This is a genomic window from Rhodococcus sp. PSBB066 (genome assembly GCF_017068255.1).
Taxonomy (GTDB): domain Bacteria; phylum Actinomycetota; class Actinomycetes; order Mycobacteriales; family Mycobacteriaceae; genus Rhodococcus; species Rhodococcus aetherivorans.
Window position 1 is genome coordinate 1,710,656 of record NZ_CP070859.1, and the last position, 26,751, is coordinate 1,737,406.

General features: G+C 69.9%; 22 protein-coding genes and 1 pseudogene. 14 read left to right on the top strand and 9 right to left on the bottom strand.

Annotated features, from left to right (window positions below; translation table 11 throughout):
* Positions 1–5: 5 nt before the first annotated feature.
* Positions 6–529 (bottom strand): annotated as a pseudogene (locus JYA75_RS08005) (membrane dipeptidase); the annotation flags it as partial.
* A 312-nt stretch (positions 530–841) separates the two neighbouring features.
* Here JYA75_RS08005 and JYA75_RS08010 point away from each other — a divergent pair.
* Positions 842–1,981: a serine hydrolase domain-containing protein gene (locus JYA75_RS08010; protein ID WP_006931701.1), complete on the top strand. Its 1,140-nt coding sequence runs from the start codon at positions 842–844 to the stop codon at positions 1,979–1,981.
* A 36-nt stretch (positions 1,982–2,017) separates the two neighbouring features.
* Here the strand turns inward: JYA75_RS08010 and JYA75_RS08015 are convergent, their stop codons facing one another.
* Positions 2,018–2,698, bottom strand: a complete 681-nt coding sequence (locus tag JYA75_RS08015) for a 3'-5' exonuclease (RefSeq protein ID WP_006931704.1) — start codon at positions 2,696–2,698, stop codon at positions 2,018–2,020.
* A 342-nt stretch (positions 2,699–3,040) separates the two neighbouring features.
* Between JYA75_RS08015 and corA the strand changes: the two genes are divergently transcribed.
* Positions 3,041–4,195: a magnesium/cobalt transporter CorA gene (gene corA / locus JYA75_RS08020; protein WP_006931706.1), complete on the top strand. Its 1,155-nt coding sequence runs from the start codon at positions 3,041–3,043 to the stop codon at positions 4,193–4,195.
* Between the two features lie 22 nt (positions 4,196–4,217).
* On the opposite strand, the gene JYA75_RS08025 is transcribed toward corA, so the two are convergent.
* Positions 4,218–4,826 carry a hypothetical protein gene (locus tag JYA75_RS08025; protein WP_006931708.1) on the bottom strand — a complete coding sequence of 203 codons (609 nt, stop codon included), beginning with the start codon at positions 4,824–4,826 and terminating at the stop codon, positions 4,218–4,220.
* Positions 4,827–4,927: 101 nt separating this feature from the next.
* On the opposite strand from JYA75_RS08025, the gene JYA75_RS08030 reads away from it, so the two are divergent.
* From JYA75_RS08030 to ugpC, 11 genes are all read left to right on the top strand, one after another.
* A complete protein-coding gene (locus JYA75_RS08030; RefSeq protein ID WP_050035964.1) occupies positions 4,928–5,995 on the top strand; it encodes an ATP-dependent DNA ligase in 1,068 nt (355 codons plus the stop codon).
* Positions 5,996–6,001: 6 nt separating this feature from the next.
* Entirely contained in the window at positions 6,002–7,054 is a 1,053-nt protein-coding gene (locus JYA75_RS08035; RefSeq protein WP_006931712.1) for a DNA polymerase domain-containing protein, read from the top strand.
* A gap of 130 nt (positions 7,055–7,184) precedes the next feature.
* Positions 7,185–7,712 (top strand): DUF6764 family protein, encoded by a 528-nt coding sequence (locus JYA75_RS08040; RefSeq protein ID WP_050035963.1) that lies wholly within the window; start codon positions 7,185–7,187, stop codon positions 7,710–7,712.
* Between the two features lie 82 nt (positions 7,713–7,794).
* On the top strand, positions 7,795–9,003 hold the full coding sequence (locus JYA75_RS08045; RefSeq protein ID WP_203329861.1) for a serine hydrolase domain-containing protein: 1,209 nt from the start codon (positions 7,795–7,797) through the stop codon (positions 9,001–9,003).
* A gap of 65 nt (positions 9,004–9,068) precedes the next feature.
* A complete protein-coding gene (locus JYA75_RS08050; RefSeq protein ID WP_006931721.1) occupies positions 9,069–9,284 on the top strand; it encodes a dodecin in 216 nt (71 codons plus the stop codon).
* Positions 9,285–9,413: 129 nt separating this feature from the next.
* Positions 9,414–11,093: an FAD-dependent oxidoreductase gene (locus JYA75_RS08055; protein ID WP_185713138.1), complete on the top strand. Its 1,680-nt coding sequence runs from the start codon at positions 9,414–9,416 to the stop codon at positions 11,091–11,093.
* Positions 11,094–11,238: 145 nt separating this feature from the next.
* Entirely contained in the window at positions 11,239–12,159 is a 921-nt protein-coding gene (locus JYA75_RS08060) for an Ig-like domain-containing protein (RefSeq protein WP_029546319.1), read from the top strand.
* Positions 12,160–12,296: 137 nt separating this feature from the next.
* Entirely contained in the window at positions 12,297–13,322 is a 1,026-nt protein-coding gene (locus JYA75_RS08065) for a sugar ABC transporter permease (RefSeq protein ID WP_206531033.1), read from the top strand.
* Complete coding sequence (locus JYA75_RS08070; RefSeq protein ID WP_065922037.1) at positions 13,319–14,206, top strand: carbohydrate ABC transporter permease; 888 nt, start codon at positions 13,319–13,321, stop codon at positions 14,204–14,206. Before JYA75_RS08065 ends, JYA75_RS08070 begins: the two co-directional genes overlap by 4 nt.
* Positions 14,207–14,226: 20 nt before the next feature.
* Positions 14,227–15,543 (top strand): ABC transporter substrate-binding protein, encoded by a 1,317-nt coding sequence (locus JYA75_RS08075; RefSeq protein ID WP_050035960.1) that lies wholly within the window; start codon positions 14,227–14,229, stop codon positions 15,541–15,543.
* Between the two features lie 8 nt (positions 15,544–15,551).
* A complete protein-coding gene (gene ugpC, locus JYA75_RS08080; protein ID WP_168580157.1) occupies positions 15,552–16,634 on the top strand; it encodes a sn-glycerol-3-phosphate ABC transporter ATP-binding protein UgpC in 1,083 nt (360 codons plus the stop codon).
* Positions 16,635–16,724: 90 nt separating this feature from the next.
* Here the strand turns inward: ugpC and JYA75_RS08085 are convergent, their stop codons facing one another.
* From JYA75_RS08085 to JYA75_RS08110, 6 genes are all read right to left on the bottom strand, one after another.
* Entirely contained in the window at positions 16,725–18,179 is a 1,455-nt protein-coding gene (locus tag JYA75_RS08085) for a serine/threonine-protein kinase (RefSeq protein ID WP_203329862.1), read from the bottom strand.
* 243 nt (positions 18,180–18,422) lie between these two features.
* Entirely contained in the window at positions 18,423–19,910 is a 1,488-nt protein-coding gene (locus tag JYA75_RS08090) for an NAD(P)/FAD-dependent oxidoreductase (protein ID WP_203329863.1), read from the bottom strand.
* Positions 19,911–20,146: 236 nt separating this feature from the next.
* Positions 20,147–20,620, bottom strand: a complete 474-nt coding sequence (locus JYA75_RS08095; RefSeq protein ID WP_006931741.1) for an STAS domain-containing protein — start codon at positions 20,618–20,620, stop codon at positions 20,147–20,149.
* A gap of 182 nt (positions 20,621–20,802) precedes the next feature.
* Positions 20,803–22,029: a glycosyltransferase gene (locus JYA75_RS08100; RefSeq protein WP_185713134.1), complete on the bottom strand. Its 1,227-nt coding sequence runs from the start codon at positions 22,027–22,029 to the stop codon at positions 20,803–20,805.
* A 507-nt stretch (positions 22,030–22,536) separates the two neighbouring features.
* Positions 22,537–23,724, bottom strand: a complete 1,188-nt coding sequence (locus JYA75_RS08105) for a flavin reductase family protein (protein ID WP_168580153.1) — start codon at positions 23,722–23,724, stop codon at positions 22,537–22,539.
* Positions 23,725–23,784: 60 nt separating this feature from the next.
* Positions 23,785–25,215, bottom strand: a complete 1,431-nt coding sequence (locus tag JYA75_RS08110; protein ID WP_044475636.1) for an MFS transporter — start codon at positions 25,213–25,215, stop codon at positions 23,785–23,787.
* 165 nt (positions 25,216–25,380) lie between these two features.
* Here JYA75_RS08110 and JYA75_RS08115 point away from each other — a divergent pair, with 165 nt between their 5' ends.
* Positions 25,381–26,679 (top strand): amidase, encoded by a 1,299-nt coding sequence (locus JYA75_RS08115; RefSeq protein WP_168580152.1) that lies wholly within the window; start codon positions 25,381–25,383, stop codon positions 26,677–26,679.
* Positions 26,680–26,751 lie beyond the last annotated feature (72 nt).

Genomic DNA, 26,751 nt, shown 5'->3' on the forward strand with positions numbered 1-26,751 from the left:
CATGTCCATACCTGTTCGGCGACCCGGCGGAATTTCCCGCCCAGGATCATGGTGATCGCCTCCTCCGGATAGCCGCGCCGCTGCAGTTCGGTGCCGAGGGTGCGAGTGTGCTCAGGCGGCACCCAGTCGATGCCGCCGTACCGGGTGTAGGCCTCCGGAACAGGTCCGGGTGCGACGCGAACTCCGCCTGTGCGTCGAGATGGTCGAAGGAGAAATCGGACCCGATGCCGACATGCTCCGGGCCGAGCAGCTCGACTGCATGGTCGATGGGGCGGACCATAGCCTCGAGAGTGGCCTCGTTCTCGCCGAGAAAGTTGCCCCCGCCGGCGATGCCGACGACGCCGCCGGTTTCGGCACAGGCGAGGGCCTGCTCGTCGGTGATGTTGCGTTCGTGCTCCCACATCGACCGCATGCACGAGTGCGAGTAGATCACCGGCGACGCCGAGACCTCACACAGGTCGAGCCCCGTCCGGCGGCTGCAGTGCGAGCCGTCGACCACCATCCCGACCGCGTTCATCTCGGCCACCAGATCGCCGACGTTGAGGGACGTGAAGGCGCCGGCGCCGGTGTCGTAGCGCAACAGGTCCGCCGTGCGGGCGGTGGTGGTCAGCGGCAGACAGCAGTGCTGCTTCCACAGGAAGCGGGGCCGCGGGACGCTGGCGGAGTGGGTCGGCACCGGGTCACCGTGCCCGACGGGGCGCCGGGGGCGCCATGCGTTTTCGCGGGTAACGATCCTGCTCGCACCGACGTAGTGATTGACATCACAACGGACCGTGCTCATACTCGTCCAAGTTGAACTCGAAATCAACTTTGGCTGCCGTTCTCACTCCAGGAGTACTCCATGTCCGACATCCACGGCGTCTGTGACCCTCGGTTCTCCGCGCTGCGAGAGGCCCTCGAACGGAATCTCGATTCGGGGGAGGACGTCGGCGCGTCGATCGCCGTGACCCTCGACGGTGAACCCGTCGTCGACATCTGGGGCGGCTCCATGGACGCCGGCGGAACGCGGCCGTGGGAGCGGGACACCATCACCAACGTCTGGTCGTGCAGCAAGACGGTCACCGCCCTGGCTGCCCTGATGCTCGTCGACCGGGGGCAACTCGACCTCGACGCACCGGTGGCGCGGTACTGGTCCGACTTCGCCGCCAACGGCAAGGACGGGATCCTGGTCCGGCACCTGCTGTCCCACACCTCCGGCGTGTCCGGCTGGGACCAGCCGTTCACGATGGACGACCTCGCCGACACCGCCAAAGCCACGGAACTGCTGGCGGCGCAGGCGCCGTGGTGGGAGCCCGGCACTGCCTCCGGCTACCACGCGCTCAACTACGGGCATCTGATCGGCGAGGTGGTCCACCGCGTCGACGGCCGGACGCTGACCGGCTTCATCGAGGAGGAGATCGCGCGTCCCCTCGACGCCGACTTCCGCCTCGGCGTGGCCCGCTCGGACTACTCGCGCGTGTCCGAGGTCATCCCCCCGCCCCCGCTGCCGATCGACCTCGCGACCCTCGATCCCGCGAGCGTGATGGTGAAGACCTTCACCGGTCCGCCCGCCGACGCTGCGGCGTCCTGGAGCGACGGCTGGCGCGAAGCCGAGATCGGCGCGGCCAACGGACATTCCAATGCTCGTGCCCTGGCGAGGATCCAGTCGGTGATCGCGTGCGGGGGACGGGTCGGCGACGTCCGCCTGCTCTCGGCCGACACCATCGACGCGATATTCGACGAGCAGTCCTACGGTGTCGATCTCGTGCTCGGCGTTCCCGTCCGCTTCGGAGTCGGATTCGGGCTTCCCACAACGGAATCGGTTCCGTTCGTCCCGCAGGGGCGGATCTGTTTCTGGGGCGGCTGGGGTGGATCCCAGATCATCGTCGACACCGAGCGCAGGATGACCGTCGCGTACGTGATGAACAAGATGGGACCCGGCCTGCTCGGCTCCGATCGCTCGGCGGAGTACGTCTCCGCAGCGTTCGCCGCCGTGCCGTGAGGCCGGACGTCGGAACCCACCGTCCGGCAACTTCTCTCAGGCGATACCGCGGATGGGCCATTGCGGGTCCACGTCCGACGCGTCGCGGCCGAGGCCCGAGAGGTACTCGGCGAAATTGCGTTGCCGCTCCGCGTGCCAGGCCGCCTGGTCCGTCATGATGTCCAGGTCGGCGAGCTGCGGGAAGCGGGTGCACAGCGCCCGCGCCAGTTGCCCGGCCGCGAGTGCATCCGCCTCGGCCTGATGGGCGGCGGTCAGCGTGACGCCGTACGCAGCGCAGACCGCCTGCAGGGTGCGGCCGCCCTCGCGGCCGCGGTCCATCTCGCGGTCGACGACGTACGGGTCGAACACCAGGCCCGTGGCGAGTCCCGGCAGGCCCAGCCGGCGGCCCTCGGCGTCGATGACCGTCAGGTCGTAACTGGCGTTGAACGCCACGACGATGTGATCGCGGACCCAGGCCTCGCACAGTGCCTCGCGGATCTGGGCGTAGCCGGCCGTGTACTCGAGGCCCTCGGCGCGCGCCCGCTCCGTGGTCACGCCGTGGATCGCCGACGTCTCCTCCGGGATCTCGATGCCCGGATCGAGCAGCCACGTCCGCGACGCGACGGTGTCACCGTCGAGGACGACGACGGACGCGGTCACGATGCGCGCGATCCGCGGATCGCGGTCGGTGGTCTCGAGGTCGAACGCGCAGATCGGTCGATCGGGCCAGTGCGTCATCGGGGGTCCTGTCGTCGGTCGTGCGGGCGGTGAGGGCGGTCACGGCGATTGTGGCCGCAGCCACCGACACCGTCCGCCGGGCGGCGCGACGTCGTGCGCCGGACCGGCCGAAATGGCTCCGTGCGGCACGAAGGCGTACGCTGCTGGTGTTTCGTCAGGCCCCCGGAGCGGTTCCGGGTGATGTGGAGGAGGTGGGACTCGCGATGCGCAGTCGACCTCCGAGTACCGGCTGACGGCAGCCCGTACGCGTCCTTTCGGTGCGCGACGGTTGCCGCCGCGTGTACGTCCCACGGCGAATGCCGTCGCCGTCGTCCCCCGTGCCCCCCGAAAGGCCGTGCCGACATGCTGCCGAACCGTTCCGTCCGTGCCCTGCTGCCGCGTCGCTCCGCGGCGGCGACCGCCGACCCGTCCGCCGGGTTCGGTGCGTCCCTGCACCCCGCCGTCGCGTCGAGTCCCGGCCGTGACGCCGCGGGGGCGGAGAGCAGCATCGTCGACAGCGCGGTCTACCGTGACGGCCGCCGCGTCGCGTCGCCGGCGACACTCGCGCAGGCCCTCGACTGCCTGCCCGAGCCCGGCTCGATGGCGTGGATCGGGATGTACCGGCCCACCGACGCTCAACTCAACGCCGCCGCAGAGCAATTCGGGCTGCACGAACTCGCGGTCGAGGATGCCATCGTCGCGCATCAGCGCCCGAAGCTCGAGCGGTACGGCGACACGCTGTTCGTCGTGCTGCGGGCCGCCCGCTACGTCGACGAATCCGAGCGGGTCGACTTCGGTGAGGTGCACGTCTTCGTCGGCCCGACGTTCGTGCTGACCGTCCGGCACAGCGAATCGCCCGACCTGTCGGCGGTGCGGGACCGGATGGAGAGCGAGCCGGATCTGCTGCGGCTCGGCCCCGAGGCGGTGCTCTACGCGATCCTCGACGCCGTCGTCGACGGGTACGCGCCGGTCGTCGCGGGCCTGCAGAACGACATCGACGAGATCGAGACCGAGGTGTTCAGCGGCGATCCGCGGGTCTCGCGCCGCATCTACGAACTGTCCCGTGAGGTCATCGAGTTCCAGCGGGCGGCCAAGCCGCTGCTCACCGTGCTGTCCGGTCTGTCGTCGGGATTCGCCAAGTACCGCACCGACGACGAACTGCAGCGCTACCTGCGGGACGTCACCGACCACGCGACGACGGTCGTCGAGCAGGTCGACAGCTTCCGTCAGCTGCTCGGCAACATCCTCACGGTCAACGCGACGCTGGTCTCACAGATGCAGAACGAGGAGATGCGCAATCTCAGCCGGGCGAGCATCGAGCAGAACGAGGAGATCAAGCGGATCTCGGCGTGGGCGGCGATTCTGTTCGCGCCCACGCTGATCGGCACGGTCTACGGGATGAATTTCGACACCATGCCGGAATTGCATTGGGCCGCAGGATATCCCATGGCTCTACTGATGATGGTCATGACGTGCGCGGGGCTCTACGCGATCTTCCGCCGCCGCGGCTGGTTGTAGCCGGCCGCGGCGGACGGCGACCTCAGAGTGTGTCGGTGCAGACCACGAAACGACGCTCGCTGTAGACGAATCCGCCTTCGGAGACGGAGCAGTCGTTCACGTTGTCGGTGTTCTGCAGGATCTCGGTGACCTTCTCCGTCTCGGGGCCGGGCGCGGCGCAGTCGACGCGTTGCGGGTCCTCACCGGAGATGTCCATGCAGCTGTCCACCACCCAGTCGACGTCGAGGCACAGGGCGCCCACCTCGACACCGGCGGAGGATTCGTAGTAGGTCTGGTCGGCGTCCGAGACACACTGCTCGCTGGAGTCGACGATGTCGATCACCTTGTAGTTCGAGTCCATGCTGCCGCAGGTCGCGTTCTCGATGGTCGCGTCGTCGACGGTGCCGCCGAGGCGCACGCAGTCGCCGATCTCGACGTCGATGTCCAGGCCGGAGGAGCCGGGGGACGTCGGTGCCGTGGTAGTGGTCGGACGGCCGGTGGTGGTCCGGGTATCCGATGCACTGGCCGACGTGGTCTCGGACCCGGACTCGGGCACCGCCCGGGGCTCGACGTCCGATCCGCACGCGCCGAGTACCAGAGCCGCCGCGGCCAGCGCGACGGCGGTGCCGCTCACCCGTCGAATGAAGTTCATGGGGGGAGAGCGTACGGAATGTCCGCCTCGGGCGGGAAACGTAGGGTGATTTCTCGCAAATCCGGCGGGCACGAGTCGGCTCCGGGTGCGACCATGGGCCGGTGCAGCTGCCCGTCGCTCCGCCGATCGCACCGATGCTCGCCAAGGCCGTGTCCGAGGTCCCGGCCCAGCCCGCCGACGGCGACCCCGAGTGGTCGTACGAGCCGAAATGGGACGGCTTCCGCGCCGTCGTGTTCCGCGACGGCGACGAGGTGGTGTTCGCCTCGCGCGGCGGCAAGGACCTCGTGCGGTACTTCCCGGAACTGGCGGCGGCGGTGCGGGCCGAGTTGCCCGCCCGGTGCGTCGTCGACGGTGAGATCGTGGTGCCGCGCCCGCGCGACGGCCGGATCCGGCTCGACTGGCAGGCGCTGTCCGAGCGAATCCACCCGGCGGCGAGCCGCATCGCGTTGCTCGCCGAGCAGACCCCCGCGCAGTTCGTCGGCTTCGATCTGCTCGCGATCGGTGACGAGAACCTGATGGAGGCGCCGTTCGCGCGGCGCAGGGAGCGGCTGCGGGCGGTGGTCGGCGGCGGCCCCAGCTGCCACGTCACGGCCGCCACCCGCGACCCGGACACCGCCGGCCGGTGGTTCGCCGAGTTCGAGGGTGCCGGTCTCGACGGGGTCGTCGCCAAGCGTCTCGACGGGCCCTATGTGCCGGACAAGCGGGAGATGCTCAAGGTCAAGCACGCCCGCACCGCCGACTGCGTGCTCATCGGCTACCGGCCGCACAAGAGCATCGACGGGGTCGGGTCCCTGCTGCTGGGCCTGTACGACGGCGGCGACGAACCGGTGATGGTGGGCGGTGCGTCGGCGTTCACCGTCGAACAGCGCAAGGAGCTGCTCGCCGAACTCGCACCGCTGCGGGTCGGCGCCGACGTCGTCGCCGAGGGGGAGCCGAGCCGGTGGCGGACGGCGGTGGACCGCCGATGGATACCGCTGCGGCCGGAGCGGGTCCTGGAGGTGGCCTACGACCAGATGGAGGGCAACGCCGAGACCGGCCTGCGGTTCCGGCACGCGGCGCGGTTCCTGCGGTGGCGACCGGACCGCGAGCCGCGCAGCTGCACCTTCGAGCAGTTGGACGTGCCGGTGCGGTACGACCTCGGCGACGTCCTCGACCGGACAGGAGTGTGACCTCCGGTGCCCGATGCGAAGCGTTCTCCCGCCGTGGAACTGGACGTCGGCGGCGTGCCCGTCCGCCTGTCCAACCCCGACAAGGTGTACTTCCCCCGGCTCGGAGAGGCCGGCACCAAGCGCCGCCTCGTCGAGTACTACCGGACCGTCGCGACGGCCGGCTCGGCGCCGCTGCTGCAGGCGCTGCGGGAGCGGCCGACACATCTGCAGCGGTTCCCCGACGGGATCGAGGGCGAGGAGATCTACCAGAAGCGGGTGCCTGCCCGCCGGCCCGACCACGTCGCGACGTGCGAGGTGACGTTTCCGTCCGGCCGCACCGCCGACGTGCTGCGGGTGCGCAGCGCGGCGGACGTCGTGTGGGCGGCGAACCTGGGCACCGTGACGTTCCACCCGTGGGCGGTGCGCTGCGGGGACGTCGACCGCCCGGACGAGTTGCGCATCGATCTCGACCCGCAGCCGGGGACCGCGTTCGACGACGCCCGCGCGGTCGCGCTCGAGGTGCTGCGACCGCTGCTCGACGAGCTGGGTCTGGTCGGTTTCCCGAAGACGTCGGGCGGCCGCGGCCTGCACGTGTACGTCCGCATCGTCCCGGAGTGGGACTTCGTCGGCGTGCGCCGCGCCGGGATCGCCCTGATGCGGGAGGTGGAACGCCGCAGCGGCGGCCGGGCCACCACCGCGTGGTGGAAGGAGGAGCGCGGGCAGCGCATCTTCCTCGACTTCAACCAGAACGCCCGGGACAAGACGATCGCGTCGGCATATTCGGTGCGGCGCACCCCGATCGCGACGGTGTCGACACCCCTGACGTGGGACGAACTCGTCGACGCCGACCCGGACGATCTCACGATCGCGACCGTGCCGGGCCTGCTCGAGCGCCGCGGCGATCCGATGGCCGCGATGGACGAGACCGCGCAGGCGCTCGACGTGCTGCTCGAGATGGCCGAGCGGGACGCCGCCGCGGGCCTCGGCGACCTGCCCTACCCGCCGACCCATCCGAAGATGCCGGGCGAGCCGAAGCGGGTGCAGCCGTCCCGCGACACCGACCGCAAGCGGCCCGGCTAGGGATTCACCGGGGCGGTGACCTCTCGTGACCGCATCGATGCCCGCCGACCCGGTGAACCGGTGCGCGTCTCCGTAGACTCCCCCTGGGGGATTCGGTTTGCGGGGTACGAGGCCGGAGGAGGCAGTCACCGTGTCGGTGGTAGCGGATGCGCGGAAGTCGGTTCGGGTTCTCGGTGGTGGGGCCGTGGTGGCGGCGGCCGTCGGGGCCGCACTCGTCGCGGCGCCGTCCGCGCAGGCGGTGACGTGTGCGGCGCCCCCGGGTTCGGCGGCCTCGGTCACCCAGCTCGACGGGCGGACCGCGTGCGGCGCGGTCGCGGACGCACCGAGCGGCGCGTGGGCCCACGGCGACGGCGGAGTCGGCTTCGCCGACGCGCGCACCGGGGCGCGGGTGCTCGCGGCCGGGCTCTCGGGGGGTGCCGGGGCGGGCGAGGCCCGCGGCGGTTCTCTCGCCACGCTCGGTTTCGGTGAGGACGCGCTGGCCCTGGGCATCGTCGAGGAGCCCGCGACCGCGGTCGTCGTGGCCGGCCCGCAGTCCCAGGCCTTCATCGGCGACCTGCGCGACCCGGTGCTGTGCGAGGGGTCCGCCGCGACCGCCGTCAACCTCACCACCGGCCGTGGGTGCGTCGTGCTGGGGACGTTCCGGTACGTCACGCCCTGACCGGGAGCCTGCGGAAAACCCGTTCGGGACCGGACGCTGCGACGTAACCTGGCGGCACGATGTCGACTGGGAGGTACCACGGATGACAGCCCGACCGGTGCGGGGCGCGGCGGCGGTACAGGAACCGCCGCCGACCGAGATGCACGTCGACCGGCGATTCCTGCCGCTCGCGGATCGCTTCTTCGACCTGTACCGGCTGCCCCGGCACGGGGGCGGGGCCCTCGCGGCCTACCTGGACGGCGAGAAGGTGCTCGACATCTGGGCGGGCTGGGCCACCCGCGACCGGCGGTGGAACCGCGACACGGTGTCGCTGTCCTTCTCCACCGGCAAGGGCGTGGCGTCCACCGTGGTGCACCGGCTCGCCGACCGCGGCCTGATCGACTACTTCGCCCCCGTCGCGCGGTACTGGCCGGAGTTCGCGGCGGCCGGCAAGGAGGACGTCACCGTCGCGGACGTGCTCACCCACCGGGCCGGACTGCACCGGGTGCGCAACCTGCGGCCCGGCCGGATGGGCATCGTCGACTACGACGCCACGGTGCGTGCGCTGGCCGCAGCCCCACCCGACCCGCGCCGGCTGGAAGGCCCGGGATACCACGCCGTCACGTACGGCTGGCTCGTCGCGGAGATCGTGCAGCGCGTGACCGGGTCGCCGTTCGTCGACGCCGTCCGGCAGGAGATCGCCGAACCCCTGGGTACCCCCGAATTCTGGTTCCGGGTGCCGGAGGAGCAGCGGCACCGCATCGCCAAGCTGTTCCCGCGGATCAATCCCGCCGGCCTGCACTGGGGGATGACCGCCTCGGTGCTGTCCCGGGTGAGCCTCACCCGGGGCCTCGCGGAGGCCGCGATGCCGGAGGAGTTCGACGAGCTGGTGCGCGATCCCGCGGTGCACGACGCGGTGATGCCCGGCTGGAACGGGGTGTTCTCGGCGCGCGCCCTGGCGCGGATGTACGGGGCGATCGCCGCGGGCGGCACGATCGACGGCGTGCAGTTCCTGCACCCGGAAACCATCGAGGCCATGAGCGAGGTCCAGGTGCGCGGCCGCGACTACGTGCTCGGGGTCCCGATGGCGTGGCGGCTCGGCTACCACCAGCCGGTGTTCGTCAGCCGGGAGCGGCCGCGCGGGGCGCTCGGCCACTACGGGGTCGGCGGTTCCGGCGCCTTCGCCGACCTCGACACCGGACTGGCGCTCGCGTTCACGACGAACCGGCTGGGCAGCGGTCCGATCGCGCTGGGCGATCTGCGCCTCGCGCGGCTCGGCGCGCTGGCGCGCGACCTGGCCCGCCGCGCCTGAGGAAGGTGCCGCGGCGCCTACCCCCACGATTGTTCGAAGCAGTTCGATACGGAGGGAGCGACACTGTGAGCCACGTGTACCGGGTGATCGAGGTGGTGGGTTCGTCGACGGACAGCGTCGACGACGCGATCAAGCAGGCCGTCGCGCGTGCGGCGGAGACCACGCGCCACCTCGAGTGGTTCGAGGTGATGAACGTCAGGGGCCACATCGACGACGGGGCCGTCGCGCACATCCAGGTGACCGTGAAGATCGGCTTCCGCATCGAGCCGACCGACGGCTGACGCGTCCGGTCCGGTGGCGGGGGACACGCCGGGAGAGCAGGGGCGGCGAACCGGATCTCGACCGGAATTGGAACACGTTATAGTCTGAGTGGGTCGTCGAACCCCCGGCACTTCAGGCAGGTATCCACCGTGGTTTACGTGATCACCCAGGCGTGTTGCAACGATGCCTCGTGCGTCGAGGTCTGCCCCGTCAACTGCATCCATCCCACGCCCGACGAGGCGCCGTTCGCCACCACCGAGATGCTCTACATCGACCCGGACACCTGCATCGACTGCGGCGCGTGCGTGGACGAATGCCCGGTGGACGCGATCTACGCCGACAACGAGCTGCCCGCCGCGCACGAGCCCTATCTGAAGATCGCCGAGGACTACTACCGGCGATACCCGATCGGACCGGACTGGCCCGAGGAACGCGACCGCACCAAGATTCCCGCCGAGCTCGGCACCCTGCGGGTGGCGATCGTCGGCTCGGGGCCGGCGGCCTGCTACGCCGCGCTGGAGCTGACCGGCCGGGCCCGTGTCGAGGTCGACATCTTCGACCGCCTGCCCACCCCGTACGGCCTCGTCCGCGCAGGTGTCGCCCCGGACCATCAGAGCACCAAGGCCGTCGGCGAGCTGTTCCGTAGTGCTCTCGGCCACAAGAAGAGCCAGTGCTGGTTCAACGTCGAGGTGGGCACCCACATCAGCCACGAGGAACTACTCGCGCACCACCATGCCGTGCTCTACGCCGTCGGCGCCGCCGGGGACCGGCGCCTGGACGTGCCCGGCGAGGACCTGCCCGGTTCGCACGCGGCCACCGAGTTCGTCGCCTGGTACAACGGACACCCCGACTACGCCGACCGCACCTTCGACCTGTCCGGCGAACGCGCGGTGATCGTCGGCAACGGCAACGTCGCCCTCGACGTGGCGCGGGCACTGGTCATGGACCCGGACGAGCTGGCGAAGACCGACATGGCCGACCACGCCGTCGCCGCCCTGCGCGAGTCGAACATCCGCGAGGTCGTCGTCGTGGGACGCCGCGGACCCGCCCAGGCCGCCTACACCAACCCGGAACTGCTGGCCCTCGGTCAGCTCACGGGCGTCGACGTCGTCGTCGACCCGGCCGAGGCCGAACTCGACCCGGCCGGCCGCGCCCTCGTCGACGACCCCACCGCCGAACCGCGGATCGCGCTGAAGGTCGAACAGGTCCAGGGCTTCGCCCAGCGGCGCCCCACCGAGGGCAACAAGCGGATCGTGCTGCGCTTCCTCGCCGCCCCTGTCGAGCTGAGCGGTGACGGCCGGGTCGAATCGATCACCCTCGAACGCACCGAACTGGTCGAGGCGAACGGCCGGCTCGAGGCGCACCGCACCGGGCAGACCGAGACCCTGGCCACCGGCCTGGTCCTGCGTTCTGTCGGCTACCGCGGGGCCCCCGTCGCCGACCTGCCGTTCGACGACCAGCGCGGCATCCTCCCCAACGAGGAGGGCCGGGTCGTGGACCCGGAGACGAACGAGCCGCTGCCCGGCGTGTACACCGCCGGCTGGATCAAGCGCGGACCCACCGGCGTCATCGGCACCAACAAGCAGTGCTCCGCCCAGACCGTCGAGCACTTGGTCCAGGATTTCGTGGCCGGCCGGCTCGTCGCACCCGTCGCCGACCGGGAGAAGCTCGCGGCGCTGGTCTCCGAGCGCCGGCCGGAGTACGTCGACTACCGGGGCTGGCAGCAGATCGACAAGCAGGAACGCGCCCGGGGCGGCGCCGCGGGTCGCTCTCGCGTGAAGTTCGTCGCTGTCGCCGATCTCCTTGCCGCCTCTCGAATCGAGTCCTGACCTGGGCGCGAGCCCGCGAGGGGTGGTCCGGGCGGGCATGGTCGAATTGCCCGCTTGCGGGGGAGCTGTGTCTAATGGGTTCGCCAAGTCGTCGCTGTCGGGGCGGACGTGGGTGCGACGGCACGAACGAACGATGGGTTGTCGAATGTTCGAGAAGAAGGGTCGGCCGAGCAGTCGTGGCCGCGCCGGTCGCTGGTCCGGCCGTGTCGCCACCGCGCTGGTGGGGGCCGGCGCCGCCATGCTCACCATGACGGGACCCGCCGCCGCGGTACCCCTGTGGCCGGGCGGGCCCGAACTGCCGAGCGTGCAGGAACTCGTCGAGAGGCTTCCGGGCGGCTCGAACTCCGTCGCACCCACGCCGCCGCCGTTCTCGGCCCCGTCGATCAACCCGTCGAACGGTGAGACGGTCGGCGTGGCCCAGCCGATCATCATCCGCTTCGACGAGAACGTCACCGATCGCGCGGCCGCCGAGCGCGCCATCACCGTCACGTCGAACCCGCCGGTGTCCGGGCACTTCTACTGGGCCTCGGACCGGCAGGTGCGGTGGCGGCCGTTCGAGTTCTGGCCGGCCCACACCCAGGTCACCGTGAACGCCGGGGGCACGCAGTCGTCGTACACCGTCGGCGACGCGCTGATCACCGTCGCGGACGACAACACCAAGACCATCACCGTCACCCGCAACGGCGAGGTCGTCAAGACCATGCCGACGTCGTTCGGCAAGCCCGGCTACGAGACGCCCAACGGCACCTACATCGTCGGCGAGAAGTTCCGCGACATGTACATGGACTCGTCCACGTACGGCGTTCCGGTCGACTCGCCCGAGGGATACCGCACCTACGTCGAGTACGCGACCCGCATCTCCAACAGCGGCATCTTCGTGCATGCGGCGCCGTGGTCCGAGTGGGCGCAGGGCAACACCAACGTCAGCCACGGGTGCCTGAACGTGAGCACCGAGGACGGTCGCTGGTTCTTCGAGAACGCCCAGAAGGGCGACCCGGTGATCGTGCAGAACACCGGTGGCGGCACCCTCAACGGCTGGGACGGCCTCGGCGACTGGAACCTCTAGCCGGACAACGGTCGACGCCGGCGAGCACCTGGTGACCTTCCGGGTGGCGAGAGTACTCGCCGGCGCCAGACCGGCGTAACCTCCGGTTCGCCCGCGGCAGGCACACTGCCGCAGTGCGCTCGAGTCCGGAAAGAGTATTGCCCCAACCCGATCGGGGGCTGTCGCGACGCCCATGGGGCGACTACGCGCTGTTCGCCACGCTGATCGGACCGAATCTCGCGCTGCTGATCCTGTTCACGTACCGGCCGCTCGTCGACAACATCCGCCTCTCGTTCTTCGAGTGGAACATCTCGAGCCCCACCGCCACGTTCGTCGGATTCGGCAACTACCGCGAGTGGTTCGGCCGCGCCGACACCTGGCAGATCGTCGGCAACACCGTCGTGTTCACCGTCGCCACCGTCGCGGGATCCATGCTGCTCGGTCTGGCGCTGGCGCTGTTGCTGGACCGTAAACTCCTGGGCCGCAACCTCGTCCGCTCCGCACTCTTCGCGCCGTTCGTCATCTCCGGCGCCGCGGTGGGCGTGGCGTTCCAGTTCGTGTTCGACCCGAACTTCGGCCTCGTCCAGGACCTGCTGGACAGGGTCGGGATCGGCGCCCCGGACTTCTACCAGGATCCGGCCTGGGCGCTGGTGATGGTCACCCTCACCTACCTGTGGAAGAACCTCGGCTACACCTTCGTCATCTATCTCGCCGCCCTGCAGGGCCTGCGCCCCGAACTCTCCGAGGCCGCCGCGATCGACGGCGTCTCGTCGTGGACCGCCTTCCGGCGCGTACTCCTGCCGCAGCTGCGGCCCACCACCTACTTCTTGTCGATCACCGTGCTGCTCAATTCGTTCCAGGTCTTCGACATCATCAACGTGATGACCCGGGGCGGACCGCTCGGCACCGGAACCACCACGATGGTCTACCAGGTCTACAACGAGTCCTTCCGCAACTTCCGGGCCGGCTACGGCGCCACCGTCGCGACCGTCATGTTCCTCGTACTGCTGGCGGTCACGGTGTACCAGGTGCGTCTCATGGACCGCGACGACCGGCCGCGCCCCGTCCGCGGCCCCCGTCTTCGCCGTCGCGGGCGCGGGCGCGGGGCCGAATGTGACACGCGTTCGGTCCCATCGACGGAATGTGACATCCGGCCGGTGGCGCGCAAGGAGATCGTGGGATGACGGCGCTTCTGGACCGCCGGATCGTACGTGCGGAGCCGACGGCGGCAGAGCCGTACCGGCGTCGGGAGCGCGCGATCCGTGTGCTCGCCTACGCCGCGATGGTCGTCGCACTGCTCGTCGTGGCGCTGCCGCTGTACTGGATCGTGGTGACGTCGTTCAAGCAGCGGCCCGACATCTACACGCTGCCGGTCACCTGGTGGCCCAGCGTGTTCCATCCCCAGAACTACACGGAGGCCGTCACCTCGGTGCCGTTCGGCACGTTCCTGCGGAACTCACTGATCATCACCACGGTGCTGTCGAGCGTGAAGTTCGTCCTCGGCATCCTGAGCGCCTACGGTCTGGTGTTCCTGCGGTTCCCCGGCAAGAATCTCGTGTTCCTCGGCATCGTCGCCACCCTGATGGTGCCGAACCAGATCACGGTCATCTCCAACTACGCGCTGGTGGCGGAATGGGGATGGCGCAATACCTTCCAGGGGATCATCGTGCCGCTCGCGGGCGTCGCGTTCGGAACGTTCTTGCTGCGCAACCACTTCCTGTCCATTCCCGCGGAGATCATCGAGGCGGCACGGATGGACGGCGCCGGGCACGTCCGTCTGCTGTGGCGGGTCGTGCTGCCCGTGTCCGGCCCGACCCTGGTCGCGTTCGCGCTCATCACCGTGGTCAACGAGTGGAACGAATACCTGTGGCCGTTCCTCATGGCCGACGACGCGTCGGTGGCCCCGCTGCCGATCGGACTGACCCAGTTGCAGAACAACGACGGCGTCACCAACTGGGGTCCGGTGATGGCCGGCACGGTGCTGGCCATGCTGCCGATCCTCGTGGTCTTCCTTGCGCTGCAACGACACATGATCAAGGGCCTCACCTCCGGTGCGGTCAAGGGCTGAACTCTTCCAGGAGCAACTTCGTGAACATCGACAGGCGTGGATTTCTGGGACTGACCGGGGTGGTCGCGGCGAGCGCAGCGCTGGCCGCGTGCGCCGGCACCGGCTCGTCCGGGTCGGCGGGCACCTCGGGGTCCGCTTCCGATACGAACACGATCAAGTTCTGGTCCAACCACCCGGGCAAGTCCCAGGACGTGGAGAAGGAACTCATCGCCCGGTTCCAGGCGAAGTACCCGGACCTGACCGTCGACCTCGTCGACGGCGGCAAGAACTACGAAGAGGTGTCACAGAAGTTCAACGCAGCCCTGTCCGGGGGCGATCTGCCCGACGTCGTGGTCCTGTCGGACGTGTGGTGGTTCAACTACGCGCTCGCCGGCGCGATCACGCCGCTCGACGACCTGTTCACCGAGGTCGGCGTGGATACCGGCGACTACGTCGATTCCCTGCTGGCCGACTACCTCTTCGAGGGCCGCCACTTCGCGCTGCCCTACGCCCGCTCGACCCCGCTGTTCTACTACAACCGCGACGTCTGGCGGCAGGCGGGACTGCCCGACCGCGGGCCCGCCACCTGGCAGGAGTTCTCCGAGTGGGGGCCCGAACTGCAACGCGCCGTCGGGTCAGGCAAGCTGGCGCACGGCTGGGGCAACGCCAAGGACTACCTGGGTTGGACCTTCGAAGGACCGATCTGGACGTTCGGCGGTGCCTACTCCGACGGCTGGCGGCTGCGCTTCGGCGACGCGGAGACGATCGCCGCGGGACAGTTCCTGAAGGACATGATCCACACCGGGAAATACGCGGGTGTCTCCACGGACATCGCCAACGACTTCTCCGCCGGGATCATCGCGTCCACGATCGCCTCCACCGGCGACCTGTCCGGCATCACGAAGAACGCCGCGTTCGACTTCGGCACCGCGTTCCTCCCGGCCCCCGACGGCACTCCGGGATGCCCCACCGGCGGCGCCGGACTGGCGATCCCCGCGAACATCTCCGACGAGCGAAAGCGCAACGCGCTGAAGTTCATCGACTTCGTCACCAACGGGGAGAACACCGCCTACTTTTCGCAGCGGATCGGCTACATGCCGGTGCGCAAGTCCGCCACCGAGAACCCCGACATGAAGGCGTTCCTCGAGCAGAACCCCAACTCTCGTACCGCCGTCGACCAACTCGCGCGTACCCGCTCGCAGGACTACGCGCGCGTCTTCGTACCCGGCGGCGACCAGATCATCGGCACCGGCCTCGAGCAGATCGCCCTCCAGGGCGCCGACGTGACGACGGCGTTCGGCGACGTCACCCGTCAGCTGCAGCAGATCATCGATCGCCAGATCACCCCGAACCTGTAGGAACAGCCTTGGCAAACATAGGTTTCCGGACCGTCACCCACCGCTACCCGGGCGTCGAACGGCCGTCGGTGGACCGGCTCGACCTCGACGTCGCGGACGGGGAGTTCCTGGTCCTGGTCGGTCCGTCGGGCTGCGGGAAATCCACGAGCCTGCGGATGCTCGCCGGGCTCGAGGCAGTCGACGACGGCCGCATCGACATCGGAGGAGCCGACGTGACGGGGTTGCCGCCCAAGGCACGCGACGTGGCGATGGTGTTCCAGAACTACGCGCTGTATCCGAACATGACGGTGGCGGAGAACATGGGTTTCGCGTTGCGCAACGCCGGCGTCGGCAAGGCGGAACGGTCGGCGCGGGTGCTCGAAGCCGCGCGGATGCTCGAGCTCGAGCCGCTGCTCGACCGCAAACCGGGCAAGCTCTCGGGCGGGCAGCGGCAGCGCGTGGCGATGGGCCGGGCCATCGTGCGACGGCCCGCGGTGTTCTGCATGGACGAACCGCTGAGCAACCTCGACGCGAAGTTGCGGGTCAGCACACGCTCGCAGATCGCGGGACTGCAACGTCGGCTGGGCACCACGACCGTGTACGTCACCCATGATCAGGTGGAGGCGATGACCATGGGGGATCGGGTGGCCGTCCTCGACGGCGGCCGCCTGCAGCAGGTCGCCGCGCCCCGCGACCTGTACGACAACCCGGTCAACACCTTCGTCGCCGGATTCATCGGGTCGCCCGGCATGAACCTGCTCGACGCGCCCGTCCGCGACGGCGCGGCCGTGCTCGGCAGTCTGCGGGTCGCCGTACCGGCCGACGTCGATGCCGAGCGGATCGTCGTCGGGGTGCGGCCCGAGGCGTGGACCCCCGTCGGGGCGTGGCGTTCCGGAACCCTGTCGTTGACGGTGGACCTCGTCGAGCAACTCGGCGCGGAATCGTTCGTCCACGCGACGGCCGCCGAGCCGGCCGACTGGTCGAGCGCGTCGGGCAAGGTCGTGGTGCGGGTGGATCGACGCGTCCCGATCGGTCCGGGCGAGCGGGTGCACCTGCTCCCGCAGGCGGGCGAGGTCTACTTCTTCTCGGCGACGACGGGCGCCCGCCTCTGACCCCGAGTGGGCGGCCGAATGTCACATGCATTCGATTGAACTGAATGCGTGTGACATTCGGCCCGACGGCGAGCGGACGGTTCACCGGGATCACCCGTCGCCGGTCGGGCCCCGCAGGCTCGCGGGGGCCCAGCACGGCCCGTCCGGTGGCGGGGTGTGCTCGTAGCCGGGGTAGCAGGGCAGTATCTCCGGCGCCGGCGCCGGCGCGGGCGCGGGCGCGGGCGCGGGCGCCGGCGGTGCCGGGGCGGGTGCGGGGGGTGAGCCGGCCGGAAGGCAGGGTCCGTCCGGTAGCGGGGTGTGCTCGTAGCCGGGGTAGCAGGGCAGTACCTGCGGCGCGGGCGCCGGCGGTGCCGGGGCTGGTGCGGGGGGTGAGCCGGCCGGAAGGCAGGGTCCGTCCGGTGGCGGGGTGTGCTCGTAGCCGGGGTAGCAGGGCAGTACCTGCGGCGCGGGCGCCGGCGGTGGCGGTGCCGGTGCAGGTGGCGGTGCCGGTGCCGGTGGCGATTGCGGTGCGGATCGGGGTGTGGGTGCCGGTGGGGCCGCCTCCCGAAGCGGAGGAGCCTCGGCGGCCGGAGCTTCCGTCCGAGGTGTCGCTGGTTCCGGCGGCACCTCGTCCGCACCTGTCGGGGTGGTCGGTGGCGACGGTGTCGGCGCGGCCGGCCGCGCCGCGATCGGGAGCGGAGCGGGGTCGGCGCCCTCGGACGAGGGCGATATCGCGCCGAGTGCCATGCTGCCGACGACGAAAACGGCGATGATCGCCGCCAGCGCGAGGCCTGCGACCAGGATGCGCCGGCTCCAGTCGACCGGAACGATCGCGGTCGAGGCCCTGTGGGCGGGTCGCTGCGATGTTGCCGCGGTGCGCGCGGCAGCGGCCAGCTCGCCCACCGATCCGTAACGCCGCGCGGGTTCGGCTGCCGTTCCGCGGGCGATCACGTCGACCATACCGGCGGGCAGGGTCGAGAGCACCGACGACGATTGCGGTGGCAACGTCGGTCCGCTCGACGACTGGAAGAGTCGGCCGGTGAGGCATTCGTACAGCACGGTGGTCAGGCCGTAGACGCCCGACGCCGCGCCGGGATGCGGGGGGAACCCCACATCGGTGAGGCAGATCAGCCCATCGTCCTGCACGAGGACGTTCGCCGACGTCACCTCCTGCTCGACCAGTCCGGCCGCGTGCACGGCCTCGAGGGCCGACGCCAGCTGCTCGACGACGTCGACCGCGCGCGGCACCTCCATTGCGCCGGTGGCCCGGAGCATCGCCTGCAGGCTCGTGCCCTGGACGATCGTCGTTGCGAGGAAGAGCCGGCTGCCGATCTGCCCGAAGTCGTGGATCGGGACCACATGCGGGTTCCGGATGCGCGCTGCGATCTCGGCTTCCCGTTCGAAACGAGCGCGGTAGTCGTCGTCCTCGGTCGCCTCCGGCGGCAGCGCCCGCACGGCGACGTGCCGATGCGTGATCGTGTCGAACGCGGCCCACACCTCGCCGGTCGCATCCACCGACAGTGGACGGTCCAGGCGATACCTGCCGAACAGGGCACCAACTTGCATATGTCACTCTCCGCCCCTGGAAATTGCCGCGGTTGCGGAACTGTGCGCCGGGGAGGGGAGGGTCGACCGCCTCCTCCACCGGCAGTCTATGCGGCGGATCCGGATGGTGTCGCGCTCGGCTGGGAACCGCCCACCTACGCTGCTACTTTCGATCGGGCGGGCAGCGAGATTCCTCGCGGATACGCGGACATGCGCATCCGCGGAAGCGGGCCCCGGGATGCTCGGAGATTCCGTACGGGGGCCTCAGGCGGCCGGCTGCTTCGCTGTCGGGACCGCTGCCCGGGAGAAGCGCATGGCGCCGTCCTCGAGCCCGCCGCGGCGCATCATCACCAGGTCACGGACGTAGTTCTGGAACAGTCGCCACGGAGCCGCGGGGCCCTGCTTGGGGAGCGAATCGATGCTGCGCAGTACGTACCCGGACGCCAGATCGACCAGCGGTGACGCGGCCGTTGTGGAGGCGGGAGCGGTCGGGGTGCAGTAGGCGTACCCGCGCGCGTCCATGTGCCGCAGCAGGCGGCACACGTATCCGGCGACGAGGTCGGCCTTCAATGTCCAGGACGCGTTGGTGTATCCCACGGTGAACGCCAGGTTGGGGACACCGGAGAGCATCATCCCCTTGTACGCCAGCGTCTTTCCCATCTCCACGTCGCGACCGTCGACGCGTACGGCCATCCCGCCGAGCAGGAGCAGGTTCAGTCCCGTCGCGGTGACGACCACGTCGGCCTCGAGTTCCTGCCCCGAGGCGAGCCGGATTCCGTTCTCCGTGAACGTGCCGATCGTGTCGGTCACGACCGTCGCCCGGCCCTCGCGCAGGGCCTTGAACAGGTCGCCGTCGGGAACGAAACACACCCGCTGGTCCCACGGGTCGTACCGCGGCCGGAAATGGACATCCACCTCGTAGTCCGCGGGCAGGTGGCTCAGCACGCCCTTGCGCAGCAGCCTCTTGACCAGAGCCGGCCGGCGCCGGCTCAACTGGAAGAAGGCCATGCTGCCCAGCACGTTGGCCCAGCGGACGATCGGATAGGCGATCTTCGACGGCACCCGGCCGAGCAGCGCACCGGCGACGGGGTCGATCGAAGGCCGTGACATGACGTAGCTCGGGGAGCGCTGCAGCATCGTCACGTGTGCGGCCGACTCCGCGAGCGCCGGGACGAGGGTCACCGCGGTGGCGCCGCTGCCGATGACGACAACGCGCTTGCCGGCGCAGTCCAGGTCCTCGGGCCAGTGCTGCGGATGCACGAGCGTGCCGGTGAACCGTTCGACGCCGGGCAGTTCGGGGGTGAATCCCTCGTCGTAGCGGTAGTAGCCCGAGTTGACGAACAGGAAGCCGCACGTGAGACGAATGCGCTCGCCGGTGTCGGTGCGCTCGGCCGTCACGGTCCAGCGGGCCTCGGGCGTGGACCACTCGGCGCGGACCACACGATGGTGGAACCGGACCTTCTCGTCGATGCCGCGGGTCCGCGCGGTGCGACGGACGTAGTCGCGGATGGACGGGCCGTCGGCGAAGGTTTCTGGTTCGGTCCAGGGCTGGAACGAGTACCCCAGGGTGAACATGTCGGAGTCGGAGCGGATGCCCGGGTAGCGGAACAGGTCCCAGGTGCCTCCGATGGCGTCGCGCGCCTCGAGGACGGTGTAGCTCTTGTCCGGGCATTCGTCCTGCAGATGGCAGGCCGCGCCGATCCCGGAGAGTCCGGCGCCGACGATCAGAACGTCGACGTGCTCGTCGTGCATCGCGCTTCTCCGTTCCCCGAGGTCTCGGCGACCGAGGTAGGTGACGCAGAACACTATCAACGGGCGGGCGATCGGCCAACGGCCTCGGCGCGGACAGCACACGCCCGCGCACGACGCACCGCACACGGCCGTCCGGAAGGTGTGAAGTCAGCGGCGGCGCCGCAGCGCCCCCTGCAACGCTGCGGTGCCACCGATGCCTGCTGCCAGCACGAACAGCAGCAGGACGACATTGGCGGTCACGGCTGCACCCGCCGTGCCGCGGTCCGGAGGTCGCACCCGCGGTGTGCCGCCTCGAATGCCGGACCGAAGGTGTCGAAGCACGCGATCCGGTCCTCGAATCCCGCGTCCCGTACCGCGCGCCGCACCGCCGCACCGCCGGCGACGGTGATGTTCGCGCCCCGCTCGCGGAGCAGCGACTCGGCCCGCTCGAGCAGTGCCGCGGTGTCGCACTCGACGGCGGTGACCTGCAACAGGTCCAGTACCACGCCTCGACCCCGCACGACGGCCTCGCGCAGGAACGAGTGCAGCACCGGCGCGGCGCCCTCGTCGACGCTCCCTGACACCTGCACCACGACGGGACCGCCCGGCGGTTCGTCGACGTCGATGCAGACCCGGGTCCCGTCGCCGGAGAAGTCGTCGAACAGCGCGGTGTCGAGCAGCGACGACGAATACCGGTGCGGTGCGTCCAGGATGGAGCGCAGATAGACCATGGCTGTTCCTCCGATGATTCCGACTGCTGGAGCAGCGCCCGGTCGGGGGACAGGGGAGCGCAGCAATCGCCTCCACGAGACGAGAACCGGCTGCTTCTCAACCTTGTTCGCAACAGTAACGTCTCGGCCCTGTGCCCGGCGGCCGAATCTGTGAAATTTCCGTGAAGATCCCGGGAGTTCCTTCAGCGCGCTCCGGAGCGCGTGGACCGCACCGCCTGCCGCGGTTCCGGCACGCACCGCTCATAGGTGCGCGCGGCGTCGGCGGCGGACCGGTCCCACGAGTAGCGGGTACTCGCCCGGTCGTGGCCGGCGAGACCGAAGGCGGTGCGCTGGACGTCGTCGGTGAGCAGGCCGTGCAGGGCCGCAGCGACGGCCTCGGATGCGTGCGGGGGCACCAGCGTGCCCGTCACCCCGTCGACGACCGTGTCGAGCAGGCCGCCGACGGCGGTCGCGACGACGGGCCGCCCGCAGGCCATCGCCTCCAGCGGCACGATGCCGAGCGGTTCGTACCAGGGAGTGCACACCACCACGTCCGCCGACCGCAGCAGCGCGGGCATGTCCTTCCGGGGCACGGGCCCGGTCATCCGCACCCGGTCCCGCACACCGTGCTGTTCGGCGACGGCGCGCAGGCGGGCGGCCTCGGCATCGTCGGCGAGGTCGCCGTCCACCGGTCCGCCGGCGATCACCAGTTCCGTGTCGGGGAGCAGGGCCAGGGCCCGGATCGCGACGTCGAAGCCCATGCGCGGCACGAGCGGGCCCACGGTGACGATGCGGTGCCCGGCCCCGCGCGCCCGATCCCCGGGGCCGGTGGGCGTGAAGAGCTCGAGGTTCACGCCGCAGGGCACGACGGACGTGCGGGTGCGGGGCAGACCCAGTGTGGCGAGCTCGAACACCTCTTCCGAGCAGGTGGCGGCCACCCGGCTCGCGCCCAGGGCCAGGAGCCGCTCGACGCGGATCCGGCTCGACGAGCCGGCGTCCGCGCTGCCCTGGTGCCGGCGCTCGACCACGCCCAGGGTGTGGAAGGTCTGCACCGTGGGCACCCGGGCGTTGCGGGCGGCGAGCTGGGTCGCGATGCCCGACATCCAGAAGTGGGCGTGGGCGACGTCGGGCCGGTCCTTCGTCCATGCGCGTTCGAGGAAGGTGCCGAACTCGCCCATCCGCGGGAGGAGCTCGTCCGCCGGCAGGCGGGTGGGTGGCCCGGCGGGGACGTGGACCACCTCGTACCCCTCCTCGGTCCGGGCTCGTTCGGGAAGATCGGGGTCGTCGCGACGGGTGTAGACGGTGACGTCGTGTCCCGCCCGTACCAGCGCCGCCGACAGTTCGGCGACGTGCACGTCCCGGCCGCCGGAGTCTGCGTCGCTCGGGGCCGCGAGGAGGCGTGCGTGCTCGGACACCATCGCAATCTTCATGGCCCTTCCCTCCTGCGGGTTGCCGCGCTCGTCACCTCGTCGATCAGCGCGTACCGCCCGCAGCAGCCCCGCGCCCACGGCCCGCCGTCGAGGAGGGACGGCAACGGGTCCTGGGACCCCTGAACGTGTGAGGGCGTCCACGAGCCGTGGATCTGCCACGGAAGCACGTTCGGTGGGTGCGCCATGGGCACAGGGTTACCGATTCTGCGGCGGGTAAAACCGAGGAGGCGGAATCGTCTCGGACGCACGCGTGCCTCGATCCGGCGGACGGGATCGTCGCACTGCCGGGGGAGCGTCTCGAGTTTGATCGGCGGCTGTGCGGGTAGCGCCCTCGGCCTGACGCGCACAGCCAGGATCCGGGAGCCGTGGAACACACGCACGGGGCAGGCGCACGTCCCACGGCCCGGCGAGCCGTGACCGACCCGGTCGACATGCAAGCTGGCGAAGACCGACCGGTACCCCTCATGGCACCGGATGTCGCGGTGTACCGCGTTCCGCGGGAACGGGTTACCGGTCGAAATCGGTACCGCTCTCGAGGACGCCGACGACCGCCTTGGCCCGAGCGATCCACTCTCGTACCCGCGTCCCGGACACCCGGCGAGGAAGTTGCGCCAATCGCAGCGTGAGCGTGTAGTCACCTTTTCGGTCGCGAACCGGTAGTACGACCGAACCGAGGTCGTACGTTTCCGCACCGTCGAGGTCGTGCAACCGGTAGTCGACCGTCGACCTTACGACGCATTCCCGGATGCTCCGTTCCTGTGCCGGTGTCAGCCTTCCGCTCTCGTACCGGCGGGTGGCGGCGCGCATCTCCTCGTATGCGGCACCGCCCTCCCGGGGCAGGAACGACAGCAGGAACCCGTGTTCGCGGACGAAGTCGAGACGGTCCCGGTAGAGCTGTCTGCCGGACTCCTCGACGCCGCGAGCCTTGGCGATCCACCGCTCCTGATCCTCGGGAGGCAGATCGAAGACGAGTGAATCGCCGATGGGTGGCACGATCGGAACTCGCTGCGCCAGTCCGTTCTCCGGGTCGATTCCGGGAGCCGACGCGGAGAGAACGGTCGCCATCTCGTCATGGCCGACGGCCGTGTAGAGCGTGACTTCGCAACCTATTTCGTTCGCGAGGTCCCTCACGGCCGGCCGCGCGCAGTCCGCATCCTGAATCGCCGACAGAATCCGGTGCTCCATCCGGGCCATCAGCGACGTGCCGACGAAACTTCCGTAACCGCCCTGAAAGAAGATCAGCGGGGCCACCGGGTTGGTGACGGCCATGTCCGCCACAGCGCACAGGACGATCCAATGGTCGCCCGCCTCCACCGTGTCGGTGATGCGGGTGTCGATCCACGCCACCGATTCCGCCAGTACGGGGTCCCCCGACGGGGACGGGAACCAGTCGATCCCGTCGAACTTGTTCTCCCAGCGTCGTGCAACGCTGGCGACCAGTTCCTCCTGCTCGCCGCCGACGATGTTGACGCACAGCGAAGTACACTCCCGCATCTTGGCGAACGTCCTCGACGTCTTCATCGGCATGAAGGAGACGAGGGGCGGATCGAGAGACACCGAACCGAAGGTTCCGACCACCAGGGCGAGCAGTTCCCCGTCGTCCGCGCGGCCGGTCACGACAGCCACACCGGTCGGGTAGTGCCCCATCACTTCCCGGAAGAGCCCCTGGTCGACCGGGGTCGCGAAACCTGTCATGGAGGTCCTCCTGATCTCGGGGACGGTGGGATGGTGCCGGCATGCATCGAGATGCCGGGTTCAGTGCTTGACGTACTTGGACTGCAGTTTCCGGCCGAGGCTCTCGGGCCGCAGGAAGAGGATGCAGAGGAGACCGCCGACGAGAAGGATGATGCCGGTGATGGTGAATGCCTGGTGCACACCGATCGCCATGTTCGTCGCCATTTCGGTGGTCAGTTCGCTTCCTGCAGCGGGAGAGACGTAACCGGCGCGGGCCATCAGCCAGCCCACGAGCGTGGGGGAGACGATGGCACCGATCGACGCCACGCCGCCGAGCGTGGCCATGAGAATCGGTCGCTGCTTGGCGCCGACCGCATAGGCGATCGCAGAGGCGGTCATCGGGTACGCGAGGCTGCAGCCCGCGGCGAGGCACAGGAGGGCGACGGCCAGCACACCGGAGGTCGCCTGGACCAGGATGAAGCAGACTCCGGCCACCAGAGCCGCGATGCCGAACGGGACAGCGATCGCGCGATGCGCGTTGTGGCCGCGCTTCATCAACCGGTGGCCGAGGAAACCGAGCAGCAGCAACACGGCGGCTCCGAGGATCCAGGGAAAGGTGGTGACGGTGCCGACCTGAGGAAGCGACAGGCCGACGACGGTGCCGAGGTACTGGGGCAACCATGTCGTGACGAACCCCTGGACCCAGAAGTTCGAGGCGCCGCCGATCACCGCGGCGAGGAAGGTCATGCTGAGCAGGGCACGCCATACGACGACAGGCTTCTGTTCGTCCACATCGTTCGTGGCCACCTCGTCGGCGGCATCGGCCGGCTTCCGATCGGCGGTGCGGGCGGCGGCGGGGTTCTGCTTGCCGTGCCCGGCAAACGGTCCGTCACCGGCGATCAGGAGCCAGGCGACGACCCACACGAGCCCGACGATGCCGAGGACGCCGAAGGCCCAGCGCCATCCCCAGGCGACGATGACCCAGGCGAGGGCAGGCGCGGCGATGACCGGGCCCAGCGTCGAGCCGGCGGCCACCAGGTTGGACGGCAGGGCGCGACGGCGCGGTTCGAACCACGAATGGGCCGCGGTGAGGGACATCGCCGTGGCGGGACCTTCCGCGCCGCCCAGGACGATGCGGGTCACCAGCAGCACCGCGGCACCGCCACCGAGGAGCATCGGGAACTGCATGACCGCCCAGACGACGCCCATGGTGAGGATGATCCACTTGACCGAGAACCTGGCGGCGAGGAAACCCGTGACCACGGAGACCACCGCGTAGAGGAAGAAGAACGCGCTGCCGATGAAACCGAACTGCACGGCGGAGATTCCGAGATCGGGCATGGCCTTCGAGGCCACCAGGCCGAGTACGGCCTTGTCGGCGAAGGCCACGATCTGGAAGAGGACGAGCAGAGCCGTGATTATCCACGCCTTGCGGTTCATCCTGTGGAAGTCGATCCTCTTCTCCCCGGGTTCCGGGGAGACAGAGACTTCGGGCGCCACGGTCGAAGCCATGAGCAGCCACCTTTCCTAGCGAGCTGCGGATGCGGAATCCGCCAGCGGGTCGACAGTGGTTCAGAAGCTATTTCCATGCGTCCTTACTGCGGTAGGAGGGAAACCTTTACTGTCGGCCCTCGGCTTGTTCGCCCAGAATGGAGGAGTCGAGACCGGAGGAGGAGTATGAGCACGCGCGCGTCGGAGCTGTCTCTGCGGGAGCAGGTCGGGGTGGTCCGGACCGGGTCGGTGCCGGCCGAGGACCTCGCCACGCAGGTCAGACGAGCGATCGAGCTGCGCGAACCGGAACTCGACGCCTGGGTGTGCCTGTCGTCGACGATTGCGGCAGAGGCTCGTGCCGTCGACCGGGACCCTGGCTCTGCGCCTCTGGCCGGTGTGTCCGCCGGAGTCAAGGACCTCATCGACGTAGCCGGGATGCCCACGCGTGCCGGCTCCGCAGTCACCTCCCCGGATGCCGTCGGCACCGATGCTGCCTGCGTGACTCGTCTGCGTTCCCTCGGTGCGATCGTCCAGGGCAAGACCGTGACGACCGAGTTCGGCTACTTCACCCCCGGCCCCACCCGCAATCCCCACGCCCTCGATCACACCCCCGGCGGGTCCTCCAGTGGATCGGCTGCGGCCGTCGCGGCGGGGACCGTGCCCCTCGCGCTCGGCACCCAGACGGCGGGTTCGCTGACCCGGCCGGCCTCGTACTGCGGAGCCGCCGGCATGGTCCTCGCCCACGGCACCACGGACATGTCCGGCATCACCGGTCTGAGCGAGTCACTGGACTCGCTGGGCCTGCTCACCCGGTCCGTGGCCGATCTTCGCTTCGTGCACAACGCATTCACCGGTCGCGAGCGCTCCGATGCCCGGGCTCCGGAGCCGGTTGCTCGGGGCCTGGTCTGGAACGCCGGTGCTCTCCACCCTCTGGAGCCGCCCATGGCGGCGTTGCTGGAACATGTGCCCGCCCTGCTGGAAGAGATCGGAGTGAAGGCCGAACCGCTCGACTGGGACGATCATGTTCAGACCTTGGCCGAGGACCACGTCACCGTCATGTCGTACGAAGCCGCCCGGGCACGGGCACACGAGTTCGACGAACATGCGCAGGCACTGAGCGCGCCGATCCGAGACCTCCTGGAGAACGGTCGCAGGACCCCCGGGGCCGAGTATTCCGCGGCCCTGACCCGTCGGGACCGTTCTCGTGAACTGCTGGACGAGATTCTGGACTCCGCTCCGATCATCGTCGGTCCTGCAGCGCTGGGTCCGGCCCCGTTCGGCCTGTCCGCGACCGGGTCGCCGATCCTCAGCCGGCCGTGGCAGCTGCTGGGTCTACCGGTCGTGGTCGTGCCGGGTGCCCGCACCCCCGCGGGACTGCCGCTGGGCCTGCAGATCGTCGGGCTGCCGGGGCACGAGGACCGGCTGCTCGACGTGGGCGAGAAGCTCGAGGCCCTCCTACGTGAACTGCCCGTGATTGCCGTCTGAGCCGCCCGCTCGCTCGGCTCGGTGACATTACTCGCTCGGCTCGGTGACATTACTCGCTCGGCTCGGTGAAAG

What these genes read in the sequence shown, in the direction of transcription:
- JYA75_RS08010 (WP_006931701.1), top strand. Translation starts at nt 842, where the DNA reads ATGTCCGACATCCACGGCGTCTGTGACCCTCGGTTCTCCGCGCTGCGA.
- JYA75_RS08015 (WP_006931704.1), bottom strand. Translation starts at nt 2,698, where the DNA reads ATGACGCACTGGCCCGATCGACCGATCTGCGCGTTCGACCTCGAGACC.
- corA (WP_006931706.1), top strand. Translation starts at nt 3,041, where the DNA reads ATGCTGCCGAACCGTTCCGTCCGTGCCCTGCTGCCGCGTCGCTCCGCG.
- JYA75_RS08025 (WP_006931708.1), bottom strand. Translation starts at nt 4,826, where the DNA reads ATGAACTTCATTCGACGGGTGAGCGGCACCGCCGTCGCGCTGGCCGCG.
- JYA75_RS08045 (WP_203329861.1), top strand. Translation starts at nt 7,795, where the DNA reads ATGACAGCCCGACCGGTGCGGGGCGCGGCGGCGGTACAGGAACCGCCG.
- JYA75_RS08060 (WP_029546319.1), top strand. Translation starts at nt 11,239, where the DNA reads ATGTTCGAGAAGAAGGGTCGGCCGAGCAGTCGTGGCCGCGCCGGTCGC.
- JYA75_RS08070 (WP_065922037.1), top strand. Translation starts at nt 13,319, where the DNA reads ATGACGGCGCTTCTGGACCGCCGGATCGTACGTGCGGAGCCGACGGCG.
- JYA75_RS08085 (WP_203329862.1), bottom strand. Translation starts at nt 18,179, where the DNA reads ATGCAAGTTGGTGCCCTGTTCGGCAGGTATCGCCTGGACCGTCCACTG.
- JYA75_RS08090 (WP_203329863.1), bottom strand. Translation starts at nt 19,910, where the DNA reads ATGCACGACGAGCACGTCGACGTTCTGATCGTCGGCGCCGGACTCTCC.
- JYA75_RS08095 (WP_006931741.1), bottom strand. Translation starts at nt 20,620, where the DNA reads ATGGTCTATCTGCGCTCCATCCTGGACGCACCGCACCGGTATTCGTCG.
- JYA75_RS08100 (WP_185713134.1), bottom strand. Translation starts at nt 22,029, where the DNA reads ATGAAGATTGCGATGGTGTCCGAGCACGCACGCCTCCTCGCGGCCCCG.
- JYA75_RS08105 (WP_168580153.1), bottom strand. Translation starts at nt 23,724, where the DNA reads ATGACAGGTTTCGCGACCCCGGTCGACCAGGGGCTCTTCCGGGAAGTG.
- JYA75_RS08110 (WP_044475636.1), bottom strand. Translation starts at nt 25,215, where the DNA reads ATGGCTTCGACCGTGGCGCCCGAAGTCTCTGTCTCCCCGGAACCCGGG.
- JYA75_RS08115 (WP_168580152.1), top strand. Translation starts at nt 25,381, where the DNA reads ATGAGCACGCGCGCGTCGGAGCTGTCTCTGCGGGAGCAGGTCGGGGTG.